This window comes from Nocardioides sp. NPDC057577 (genome assembly GCF_042801335.1).
Classification (GTDB): Bacteria; Actinomycetota; Actinomycetes; order Propionibacteriales; family Nocardioidaceae; genus Nocardioides.
In genome coordinates, this window is record NZ_JBHVGB010000189.1 from 1 (window position 1) to 11,373 (window position 11,373).

Annotated in this window: 11 protein-coding genes; 9 read left to right on the top strand and 2 right to left on the bottom strand. The window is 69.1% G+C overall.

What is annotated here, in order from left to right; translation table 11 throughout:
* Positions 1-102: 102 nt before the first annotated feature.
* Together ACFU7D_RS25435 and ACFU7D_RS25440 are read left to right on the top strand one after the other, a co-directional pair.
* On the top strand, positions 103-1,041 hold the full coding sequence (locus ACFU7D_RS25435; RefSeq protein ID WP_378872633.1) for a DUF559 domain-containing protein: 939 nt from the start codon (positions 103-105) through the stop codon (positions 1,039-1,041).
* A 133-nt stretch (positions 1,042-1,174) separates the two neighbouring features.
* On the top strand, positions 1,175-1,696 hold the full coding sequence (locus ACFU7D_RS25440; RefSeq protein ID WP_378872636.1) for a GNAT family N-acetyltransferase: 522 nt from the start codon (positions 1,175-1,177) through the stop codon (positions 1,694-1,696).
* A 287-nt stretch (positions 1,697-1,983) separates the two neighbouring features.
* Here the strand turns inward: ACFU7D_RS25440 and arfB are convergent, their stop codons facing one another.
* Both arfB and ACFU7D_RS25450 read right to left on the bottom strand, forming a co-directional pair.
* Complete coding sequence (arfB, locus tag ACFU7D_RS25445) at positions 1,984-2,409, bottom strand: alternative ribosome rescue aminoacyl-tRNA hydrolase ArfB (protein WP_378872638.1); 426 nt, start codon at positions 2,407-2,409, stop codon at positions 1,984-1,986.
* 23 nt (positions 2,410-2,432) lie between these two features.
* Positions 2,433-3,464: a LacI family DNA-binding transcriptional regulator gene (locus ACFU7D_RS25450; RefSeq protein WP_378730780.1), complete on the bottom strand. Its 1,032-nt coding sequence runs from the start codon at positions 3,462-3,464 to the stop codon at positions 2,433-2,435.
* A gap of 104 nt (positions 3,465-3,568) precedes the next feature.
* Here ACFU7D_RS25450 and ACFU7D_RS25455 point away from each other — a divergent pair, with 104 nt between their 5' ends.
* The 7 genes from ACFU7D_RS25455 to ACFU7D_RS25485 are packed head-to-tail and all read left to right on the top strand — an operon-like array spanning position 3,569 to position 11,341.
* The gene (locus ACFU7D_RS25455; RefSeq protein ID WP_378872641.1) at positions 3,569-4,810 is read left to right on the top strand and encodes an amino acid ABC transporter substrate-binding protein; all 1,242 of its coding nucleotides are present in this window, start codon (positions 3,569-3,571) and stop codon (positions 4,808-4,810) included.
* A 4-nt stretch (positions 4,811-4,814) separates the two neighbouring features.
* Entirely contained in the window at positions 4,815-5,699 is an 885-nt protein-coding gene (locus tag ACFU7D_RS25460; RefSeq protein ID WP_378730784.1) for a branched-chain amino acid ABC transporter permease, read from the top strand.
* Between the two features lie 19 nt (positions 5,700-5,718).
* Positions 5,719-6,738: a branched-chain amino acid ABC transporter permease gene (locus ACFU7D_RS25465; protein ID WP_378872644.1), complete on the top strand. Its 1,020-nt coding sequence runs from the start codon at positions 5,719-5,721 to the stop codon at positions 6,736-6,738.
* Positions 6,735-7,481 (top strand): ABC transporter ATP-binding protein, encoded by a 747-nt coding sequence (locus ACFU7D_RS25470; protein WP_378872646.1) that lies wholly within the window; start codon positions 6,735-6,737, stop codon positions 7,479-7,481. Before ACFU7D_RS25465 ends, ACFU7D_RS25470 begins: the two co-directional genes overlap by 4 nt.
* Positions 7,474-8,232, top strand: coding sequence for an ABC transporter ATP-binding protein (locus ACFU7D_RS25475; RefSeq protein WP_378872649.1), 759 nt, complete (start codon positions 7,474-7,476; stop codon positions 8,230-8,232). Before ACFU7D_RS25470 ends, ACFU7D_RS25475 begins: the two co-directional genes overlap by 8 nt.
* 18 nt (positions 8,233-8,250) lie before the next feature.
* Positions 8,251-8,985: a hypothetical protein gene (locus ACFU7D_RS25480; RefSeq protein ID WP_378872653.1), complete on the top strand. Its 735-nt coding sequence runs from the start codon at positions 8,251-8,253 to the stop codon at positions 8,983-8,985.
* Between the two features lie 25 nt (positions 8,986-9,010).
* On the top strand, positions 9,011-11,341 hold the full coding sequence (locus tag ACFU7D_RS25485; protein ID WP_378872656.1) for a PQQ-dependent sugar dehydrogenase: 2,331 nt from the start codon (positions 9,011-9,013) through the stop codon (positions 11,339-11,341).
* The last annotated feature ends 32 nt before the right edge of the window (positions 11,342-11,373 follow it).

Consider the following 11,373-nt stretch of genomic DNA (forward strand, 5'->3'; position numbering starts at 1 on the left):
CCGGTGTTCGGCGAGTGCACCGATCGTTCATGTGCACGATCTATGCACCGATGATCTCCTCAAGGGCGCACGGATCGTGCACGGGCGGCGGATGATGCCTTCATGGGGGACACATCCGGCGAGGACTTCGTCCTGGACACATCACGACCGTTCTCGCGAGCCGATGCCGCGAAGGCGAAGCTGAAGCCGAGCACGTTGCGCGGCCCGCGCTTCGTACGCCTCTTCAGCGGTGTGTACGTAGCCGCCGATGCGCCGCCGACGCCGCTGCAGCGCGTCCAGGCTGCCCTCGTGCCGTTCCGTGGCAACGGTTTCGCCAGTCATGCCTCCGCGGCCCGGGTCTATGGCGTGCCGATCCCGACGCTGCCCGACGAGCATGTGACGGTGACCGCAGGGTCTCACCGTCGTACGCATCCTGGGATCGTCTGTCATGTGCTGAAGAAGCCGCGAGCAGTGGTCCTCGACGGCATCGGGGTCTCCTCGCCCGATCAGCTCTTCGCCGAGCTCGGGAGTCAGGTGAGCCTGGTCGACCTCGTCGTGGCGGGCGACCATCTCGTACGCCATCACCGGGGCGTGACGCCGGCGACGTTGGCTGACTTCTCAGGCTCCGGGACGTTGCCCGGCTCGCGCCTCGCCGCGACGGCGGCGGGCTACGTACGCGACAAGGTGCGCTCGCCGATGGAGACCCGCTTGCGCATGCTGATCGTGCTCGCCGGGCTCCCCGAGCCGCGGATCAACGTCCTCGTGGGCACCGGGGACGGCATGCTCAAGCGAGAGCACGACCTGGTGTATGTGGCATCGAAGACCGTTGTCGAGTACGACGGCAAGCAGCATCCCGCCGAGCAGTGGGAGCGCGACCTCGAGCGACGCGAGGAGGCCGACGACGATGGCTGGCGCATCCTGACCGTCGTCGCAAAGGGTCTCTTCCGTCGCCCCGACCTGACTGTGGCGAAGATCCACCGGGTGCTGCTGGAGCGGGGCGAACCGGGAGTGCCGAAGCGGCTCTCGGACGCCTGGCGCCCCCACTTCCCGGTGATCCGCTGACGACCGTGAACGATCTGTGCACTCGTGCTTGGCTGATTGGCGCACGAATCGTGCATGTGCGCGATTGGTGCACTTCTGGGGGTGGTGAAGGTGCACGGATCGAGCACGGCTCCACCCGGCTATCGTGTGTCGCATGGTGCGTGACGGGTTTCGGCTTCGGGAGTGGGAGGAGTCGGACGCGGCGGTCCTGCTCGCTGCGTACGACGGGGTCGGCATGGAGACCGAGCGGCCGGCGGATGTCGCCACCGTCGGGGACGCCGAGCGGTTGATCGCCGGCTGGGCCGAGGACGCGGCGGCCGACCGGGGCTACACCTTCGCCGTGGTCGACGGCGACGAGATCCTCGGGCAGATGCGGGTCACCACCCAGCTGCGTGTCCACAGCATCGGCTGGATCTCCTACTGGACCCTCGAGAAGCACCGCGGGAGGGGCGTCGGCAGCACCGGCCTGAAGCTCCTGTCGAGGTACTGCTTCGACGAGCTCGACCTCTTCCGCCTCGAGACCGGCCACCGGCTCGACAACCCCGGATCGTGCCACGTCGCCACCGCCGCCGGCTTCGTCGTCGAGGGCCGCGAACGCCAGAAGCTGCTCTACGACGGCGTCCGCTACGACACCGAGACCCACGCCCGGCTGGCCACCGACCCCGACCCCGCCTGACGCCGAGAGGGCACGCACGTCGGCCGAGGCGTCGCCCCGGTCGGTCGAGACGTCGCTCCGGTTGGTCGAGAAGTCCCTCCCGTCGGTCGAGATGTCGCTTCAGTCGTTCGAAGCGTCACTTACGCGAATCGAGACGTCTCCGGGTGACGTCTCGATTCGCGTACGTGACGCTTCGGCCTGCGGGGCTGACGTTTCGGCCGACTGTGGTGACCCCTCGGCTGACGTACTTGACGGCTCGCCCGACGTAGGTGACGGCTCGGCTGACGGGGGTGACGCTTCGGCGGGGTTCAGTCCTGGACTCGGCCGCGGAGCTGCTTGGTCTGGCCGCGCTGGCGCTTGGCGTCGAGGCGGCGCTCCTTGGAACCGCGGGTGGGTTTGGTGGGGCGGCGGGTGGGAGGGGGTGGGGCGAGGAGGGTGCGGATGCGGTCGGCGAGGCGCTCGCGGGCGGCTACCCGGTTGCGGTGCTGGGAACGCTGCTCGTGGGAGACGACGACGAGCGGCCCCGGGGAGCGGGCGAGGAGGCGGGCCCGCTGGCGCTCGTCGAGAGCGACGGAGGCGGACGGGTCCCAGGAGAGCTCGACGCGGGAGTCGGTGGTGTTGACCGACTGCCCGCCTGGGCCGGGCGAGCGGGAGAAGCGCTCGACCAGCTCGGTGTCGGGGATGACGAGACCCTCGGGCAGCCCGGGGCCCGGTGGTACCCGAAGATCCTTCACCCCAAGAACCCTAGACCGCCGGTCTACGGAACGGCGGGCCCGGTCGAGTCGCGCACCACGAGCTCGGCGGGGACCCGCTGTCGCCGCGCACGCGCGCCGGGCTCCTTCAGCGCCAGCGTCAGCGCCCGGGCTCCCATCTCGGCCATCGGCAGCCGGACGGTGGTGAGTCCGGGGGAGAGGTCCTGGGCGACGGCGACGTCGTCGAACCCGCTGACCGAGACCTGGCCCGGCACCGAGACCCCGGCACTGCGCAGCTGCGAGAGACACCCGATGGCCATGTCGTCGTTGAGGGCGATGACAGCGGTCGTACGCGGGTGGTCGGCGAGCATCCGGCGAATGCACTCGCGCCCGCCCTCGCGGGTGAACGGCCCCTCGAGGACGGGTACGTCGCGTGCGTCGAGCCCCGCCGCCTCGAGCGCGTCGCGCACCCCGTCGAGACGGTCGGCGACGGTGGTCAGCTCCAGGGTGCCCGAGACGACCACGATGCGCCGGTGGCCCAGGCCGAGGATGTGCTCGGCGACGGCACGGCCGCCGGGGCGGTTGTCGGGCAGCACGCTGTCGACCCCGAGGTGGTGCTTGCCGACGACGGCGACCCGACCGCCCGCCTCCGCGTAGCGCTGCACCTCGAGTCGCATCGGTGCCTCCACCGAGGCGTCCACGAAGCCCGACCCCGCGATCAGGATCGCGCCGACGCGGTTGGCCACCAGGCTGCGTACCTGCTCCACCTCGGCCTCGGGGTCGCGGCCGGTGTGGCAGATCTGCACGGTGCGCCCGTGTTCGGCGGCGAGGCTGAGCACGCCGCTGGCGATCTCGGAGAAGTAGGGGTCGCCGATCTCGTGCACGACGAGCCCGATGGTCGCGGTCGATCCGCTGGCGAGCGAGCGGGCATGGAGATTGGCGACATAGCCGAGCTCGCGTGCCGCCTGGCGGACCTTCTCGGCCACCGAGTCGCTGACACCGGGGGTTCCGGAGAGCGCGCGGGACGCGGTTGCGATCGAGACGCCGGACGCATGTGCGACGTCGATCAGGCGGGGGGAGCGGTTGGTTCGGACCATCGATGCCCCTTGTCGTCAGGAATGTGACTCTTGCCACACTAAGCGAGAGTCGGTAACGTCATCGTAAACGCTTACGTAAGCGCTTTCGTAGAGGAGACCCGCAGATGCGCTTCACGAAGACCCCCACCGCGAGCAAGCGGTCAAGAGCAACCCTGGCTGCCGCGGCGGCCGTGACTCTCGCCTCCACCCTCGCCGCCTGTGGTGCAGCCGAGGAAGGAGGCGGCGACGACGAGATCGTGATCGGCATCTCGCTTCCCCTGACCGGCGACTTCAGCGAGCCCGGCAAGGGCATCCAGCGCGGATACGAGGCCTGGGCCGAATACGTCAACGCCAACGGCGGCCTGCTCGGCCGTGACGTACGCCTGGAGATGCTCGACGACCAGTCGAGCGCCGAGCGTGTCGCCGCCGACTACGAGAAGCTGATCAACCAGGAGCAGGTCGACCTGGTCGTCGGCCCGTTCTCCACCCGCCTGGTGATCCCGGCCGCCCAGGTCGCTCAGGACTACGGCTACCTCTTCGTCGAGCCTGCCGGCGCGGCGCCGGAGGTCTTCGAGGAGGGCTTCGAGAACCTCTTCTACGCCGCCCCTGCCGTGGCGAACGACCACTACAAGCTCCTCGCCGAGCACATCCTCGCGATGCCCGAGAGCGAGCGACCCAAGACCGCTGCGTACGCCTCCATGGACGACCCGTTCGCCCAGGGCACCGCCTACGGGCTCAAGGACGCGCTGGAGGAGGGCGGCATCAAGACCGTCGCGGACGAGGTCTACCCGCCCAACACCACCGACTTCAGCAGCATCGCGGCCAAGATCGCCGACACCAAGGCGGACATGGTCGTGGGCGGCAGCCAATACCAGGACGGCGTCAACCTGATCGTCGCGCTGCAGCAGCTGAACTACCAGCCCAAGCTGGCCGCGTTCTCGACCGCGCCGACCGAGACCGAGTTCGCCGAGGCGATCGGCGACAAGACGCAGGGCATCATCGCGCCCACCGGCTACACCACGAAGGCGGACTATCCGGAGAACCAGGAGTTCGTGAAGTTCTACGAGGAGAAGCACGGCGAGGCGCCGGGTGAGGACGAGGCCAACGCCTGGACCACCGGTCAGGTCGTCGCGGCGGCGGTCGAGGCGGTCGAGTGCGCCGAGCCCGACCCCGACTGCCAGTCCAAGCTGATCGACTGGCTGCACGAGAACGAGGTCGAGACCGTCGTCGGGCCGTTGAGCTGGGACGAGAAGGGTCGTCCGCAGAGCGCCCACATGATCCAGCAGTGGGTGGACGGCGAGATCAAGATCGTCCTGCCCGAGGACCAGGCCGAGGCCGAGTTCGTCTTCCCGAAGCCGGCGTGGTGAGTCCATGTCGATGTCCCTTCTCCTGCAGAGCCTGATCCTGGGGCTGCTGCTCGGAGGCCTCTATGCCCTGCTCGCCGCCGGCCTGACGCTCTACTTCGGCGTCATGCGGGTCGTGATGATCGCCCACTCCGCGTTCCTGATCCTGGCTGCGTACCTGGCCTGGTTCTTCACGACGCAGACCGGGCTCGACCCGCTGCTCTCGCTGATCATCACCGTGCCGCTCTTCTTCGCGGCCGGCTACGGGATGCAGCGCGCGCTGCTCTCCCGGCTGCGGCCGGCGACGCTGACGATGATGTCGGTGCTGCTGACCTTCGCGATCGCGCTGGTCATCGAGGGCGGGCTCGGCTACCTCTTCTCCGGCACTCAGCGACGGATCCAGCTCGGCTACTCCAGTGCGAGCCTGGAGCTGTGGGGAGCGCGGATCGCGGTGGTCAAGCTGGTCGCCTTCGGGCTGGCCGCGGTCTCGCTCCTCGCGCTCTACCTGCTGCTCAAGAAGACCCGCTTCGGCCAGGCGCTGCGCGCCACGATCCAGCACCGTGAGGCCGCCCAGCTGCTCGGCATCGACACCGACCGGATCGCCGGCTTCGGCTTCGGGCTCGGCCTGGCGACCGCGGCGGTCGGTGGCACCGCGCTCGCGCTCGACGCCACCATCTACCCCTCGCTGCACTGGCACTGGATCGGACCGCTGATGGCAATCATCGTGATCGGCGGCCTCGGGTCGATCCCCGGTGCTGCCGTCGCGGCGATGGTCCTCGGGGTCGGCCAGGCCCTGCTGCAGATCCCGATGGGCACCACCTGGGCGCAGACGGTCTTCTACCTCGCTCTCTTCGCCACCCTCATGTTCCGCCCCCAGGGTTTCTTCGGAGGTCGTCTTGCTCAGCGCTTCTAGACACAGCCGTACGTCTTTGGTGACCAAGCTCGTCGTGGCCGCCGTCCTGCTCGGCCTCGTGCTCGCCTTCCCGGCGCTCGCGCCGGACCCGTTCATCTTGTCGGTGGGCGTGGTGATCGCCAGCTACGCCGCGCTCGCGGTGGCGTGGAACTTCGTCGGCGGGCTGACCGGCTACATCTCGCTGGGACACGCCGCCTACTCCGGTCTGGGTGGCTACGCCACCGCGCTGCTGGTGACCGAGGCCGGCGTGAACCCGTGGATCTCGATGGTCGTCGCGGCCGTGCTCGTGGGCTTGGCCGCCGTGCCGATCGGGATCGCGTCGCTGCGGGTCCGGGGCGCCTCGTTCGTGATCGTCTCGATCGCGCTGGTTCTCATCCTGCTGCTGGTCGCACAGAGCTGGGCCGAGGTGACCGGCGGGTCGAACGGGCTGCGGGTGCCGCGGCCGTTCGGCCCCGACGTACTCCGGCCCGAGCAGCACGAGCGGTTCTTCTACCTGTTCGTCGGGCTGACCCTGATCGCGCTCGCCCTGTGGTGGGTGATCGACCGCTCCCGGCTCGGCACCGGGCTCAAGGCGATCCGGGAGGACGAGGACAAGGCCCAGGCGCTGGGCGTGCCCACGTTCGCCTACAAGCTGGTCGTCTTCGTCGTCTCGGCGTTCATGACCGCGATGGCGGGAGGGATGTACGCCCTCTGGTTCGGGTCGCTCGACCCGATCTTCCAGTTCTCGATCCTGACCGGCTCGTACCTGGTGCTGATGTCGCTCCTGGGCGGCGTACGCAGCCTGCTCGGCCCGGTCGTCGGCGCCGTGATCGTGGGCTATGCGGTCGAGTTCTTCAAGAACCAGTACGGCGACACCCAGCTGCACCTGGTCGCGCTCGGTCTGCTGCTCGCCCTCGTCGTGCTCTTCATGCCCGACGGGGTCATCCCGTGGCTGACATCGCAGCTCGACCGGTTCCGCCCCGGCGACACCTCGATCCGCGAGGTCGACGCCGCCCAGCTAGCCGAGGAGCGCAAGGCGCTCGAGGAGGCGAAGTCATGACCGATCCGATCAAGCACGGTCTGGAGACGGACGGCCTGACCAAGTCCTTCGGCGGCGTACGCGCCGTGGACGGGGCGACGGTCAGCTTCCAGGAGGGCAAGATCAACGCCCTGATCGGCCCGAACGGGTCGGGAAAGACCACCTTCTTCAACTGCGTGACCGGGATGATCCGGCCCGACTCGGGCACCGTGACCTACCAGGGCCGCGACGTGACCGGCCACGCACCTCACCGGATCGCGCGGGCCGGGCTCGGGCGCAGCTTCCAGCTGTGCCGGATCTTCCCGCGGATGACGGTGCTCGACAACGTGCTCGCCGGGGTCCGGTCGACGGGACTGGTCCACCGGCTGCGCGGGGCGCACAACCCCGACGACATCGCCCGGGCGCGGGAGCTGCTGGCCCGGGTCGGCATCGAGCACCTCGAGCGCAGCGAGGCCCGCGACATCTCCTACGGGCAGCAGAAGCTGCTCGAGCTCGCCGGGGTGCTGATGGCCGAGCCCGACACGATCATGCTCGACGAGCCGGCCGGCGGCGTGAACCCGGCACTGATCGGGAGGATCGCCACGCTCGTGCGCGAGCTCAACGCCGAGGGCCGCACCTTCGTCATCGTCGAGCACAACATGGAGCTGGTGATGAGCCTCTCCGACCATGTCGTGGTCTTCGACCGCGGCCGCCCGATCGCCTCCGGTGCGCCGGCGGACGTGCAGACCGACCCACGAGTCCTGGAGGCCTACCTTGGTGTCTGAACCTCTCCTCGAGCTGCGCGACATCGAGGCCGGCTACGGCCGTGCCGCCCTGGTGCTGCGAGGCCTCACCGTCACCGTTCCCGCAGGTCAGATCGTCTGTCTGGTCGGTCCGAACGGGGCGGGCAAGTCCACCGTGCTCAAGGTCGCCAGCGGGATGCTCACCCCACGCTCGGGGACCATCACGGTCGACGGCAAGGACGTCACCCGCAACGGGCCGCAGCAGATGCTGCGCGCGGGCATGGCCCACGTCCTCCAGGGCCACTCCGTCTTCAAGGAGATGACCGTGGCCGAGAACGTCGGGCTGGGCGCCTACACGGTGCGCGACCCGGCGGCGGTGGCCGAGCGGACGGAGTTCGTCAAGAGCCTCTTCCCGGTCGTCGCCGAGCGGTGGAACACCCTCGCCGGCGCGCTCTCGGGCGGGCAGCAGAAGCAGGTCGAGTTCGCCCGCTCGCTGATGGTCAGCCCGAAGGTCGTGCTGCTCGACGAGCCCAGCATGGGCCTGGACCCGAAGACCACCGCCACCGTGTTCGAGCAGGTCGTACGCATGCGGGACGCCGGTCTGGCGGTCCTGCTCGTCGAGCAGAACGCCCGGCGGGCCCTGGAGTCGGCGGACCTGGGGTGCGTACTCGATCTGGGGAAGGTGCACATCGCCGGTCGGGCATCCGACCTGCTCGCCGATCCGCGGATGGCGGAGCTCTATCTCGGGGGAGCCGCAACGACCTCAGCAGGGGCCACCGACGGTCCCGATTAGGGGAAGGAAGAAGCAGCCATGAGTTGGAACAGGAGATCGACGCTGAACCGAATGGTGGGGCGAGGCGTACGCGCCGGTGTGATCGCCCTCGCAGTGGCCCTGGCCGCTCCGCTCGCCGGAGCCCAGGCCCAAGAACATGCACAGCCCACCGAAGGCCCCGGCCTGGCCGTGGTCAAGCCCAGGGCCAGCCTGGCCGACTGGGACCCGGTGACCGATGACAAGTGGGCCTTCGAGAAGGGTCAGGTGATCCTGACCGAGCCGGGGACGGCACAGCCCGGCCCGCGGCGCCCCTTCGAGTACGCAGTGGTGACCAAGGGTCCCGAGCTCGGCTCGCTGACCTACCGCGCCCAGGTCCGCATCGACGAGGCGGTCGAGGTCACCAACCGAGACGTGATCCTGGTCTGGAACTACCAGTCCCCGACGCGCTTCTACTACGCCCACCTCTCGACCGACAACACCATCTACCCCCACAACGGCATCTTCGTGGTCAACGACGCCGACCGGCTGCGCATCGACGACCAGTGGAACGGCTCGGTCGGCGCGGAGCCGTCGATCACCGACGCCGACTGGCACGACGTACGCCTCGACTACAACGCCCGCACAGGCGCGATCGCGGTCTACCTCGACGGTGCCGACGAGCCCCGGATGACCGCCACCGACACCACCTTCGCCGGAGGCCGGTTCGGCTTCGGTTCCTTCGACAACTTCGGCCGCATCCGTGACGTCACCGTCGCGGGGCTACGTCATCGCTGATACCCCTCGGTAAGGAGAAGAGCCCATGGAAACCTCACGTCTATGGGGCAGACAGGCACGCGCCGGCATCGCCGTCGGCGCCATGCTCGCCGCGCTGCTCACCCCCGCACTCTCTGCCAACGCCGCCATCCCCGGCAGCGAGCCCGTCCCCGATCCCATCCCCGAACAGCCCGTACGCAGCAGCCTCGGTCTCGTGCTCCAGGAGGTCACGCAGCTCCCCGAGACCGAGCCCTACCCCGCCCCCACCGACCAGCGCCTCGTACGTCACAACCGCATCAACTTCATCGGCGAGGTCCCCGACGGCTCGGGCCGGATGTACGTCCCCGACCTCAACGGGCCGATGTATCTGCTCGACCGCGGGCAGCAGCACGAGTATCTCGACGTGAAGGACCACTTCCCGGACTTCTGGTCCGGTGCGGGTCTGGGCAGCGGAGCCGGGTTCATCACCTTCCACCCCGACTTCAAGAGGAACGGGCTCTTCTACACCACCCACACCGAGCGCTTCGGCGGCTTCGCCAAGACGCCCACCTTCCCGTCCCAGACCAATCCCGGCTCCGGGCGGACCGTCAGCGTCGTGACCGAGTGGCACGCCACCGACCCGACCGCCGACACCTTCGCAGGCACCAGCCGTGAGGTGATGCGGATCGACTTCGCAGGCCAGATCCACGCCATCCAGCAGATCGACTTCAACCCGACCGCCGAGCGCGGCGACGAGGACTACGGGCTGCTCTACATCGCCTCCGGCGACGGCGGCAACGGGGTGAAGAGCGACGACCCGCAGAACCTCGCCAACCCCTTCGGCAAGATCCTGCGGATCGACCCGCTCGCCCGCGACGGCCGCAACGGGGCGTACGGGGTGCCGGAGAGCAACCCGTTCGTCGACCGGGAGGGCGCGATCGGCGAGATCTGGGCGTACGGCATGCGCGACCCGCACCGGTTCTCCTGGGACGTCGAGAAGGGCACCCTCCTGCTCGGCCACATCGGTCAGCACGCGATCGAGGGCGTCTACGACGTACGGGCCGGGGACAACCTCGGCTGGAGCGAGATCGAGGGCCGGCTGCTCTACGACAACACCGACGAGTGCGCCCTCTACACGGTGCCCGACGACTACGACATGTCCGGCTACACGCTCCCGGTCGCGTCCTTCGACCACGACCCGCCGGCCAACTACTCCTGCACCTCCGACAGCGGCCACGCGGTCAGCGGCGGTGTCGTCTATCGCGGGAAGCTGGACAACCTGCGGGGCAAGTACGTCTTCGGTGACCTGGTCAACGGCGAGGTCTACTGGACCGACGCCAAGCAGATGCGCCGGGGCAGCAGCCGCGAGGCGACCCTGCACGAGATGCAGCTCTTCGACACATCCGGCAAGCGGCTCTCGATGCAGGACTTCGTCGACGACCCGCGCGTCGACCTGCGCTTCGGCACCGACTCGCGTCGCAACCTCTACCTGCTGGCCAAGGCCAACGGGAAGATCTGGAAGGTCGTGAACACGGTGCACAAGCCGTGGCCGAGCGAGGTCGTGCCGTCGCTGCGCGAGAACCTGGTCAGCTACTACGACTTCGAGCACCCCTTCGCTCCGGGGGCGCGCGAGGAGGACCAGGGCTACTCCCGGACGCTGCTGAACCAGGTCAACGGCGGCAACGCGATGCAGGTGGGTGACTCGGCGTACCGGACCAGCAACAACGCCCTGCAGACCCAGCAGGTCAACCCTGAGGTCAACGGCAACGACGACTGGAAGGCGGGTACGTGGAACCAGAACGGGGTCGCGTCCCTGGCACCGTTCGCCGGGGCGGAGCAGATCACCCTGGCCGGCTGGTTCAAGGTCGACATGGACGGGCCCGCGCTCAACTCGCTGACCGCCGATCCCGCGGACCGGTTCAACGCGATCGGGCTCTCCGGGGTGCTGTCGGGCAACTCCGACGGCCACGGCGTACGCGCCCTGCTCGAGCTCATCAACGTCGACGGCACCCTGCGCCTGGTCGCGCTGGGACGCCGGCTCGATGAGGGGGCCTCGCAAACCTTCGCCGCCTCGGCGGACTGGCAGACCCTGCTGCCACGAGGTCAGTGGGTGCACCTGGCGGCGACGTTCGACTACACCACGGGCAAGATGGCGCTCTACCGCAACGGGAAGGCCGTCGACGGGTTCTACACCACCGCCGGTGACCCGTGGCAGGTCGACGGCACCGGCACCTCCGACACGTTGCCGCGAGGCATCAAGGTCGGCGGATCCTTCCCGCAGGACACCGTCGAGCGGAACCCCTGCAACTGCCGGATGGACTCGCTGATGTTCCTCGACCGGGCGATCACCCCGGACGAGGCGCGGGCCCAGTATCAGCGGTTCGTCAACGGCCGCTGACCCCGTCGAGGGTGCACGGCCCGGTTCATCGA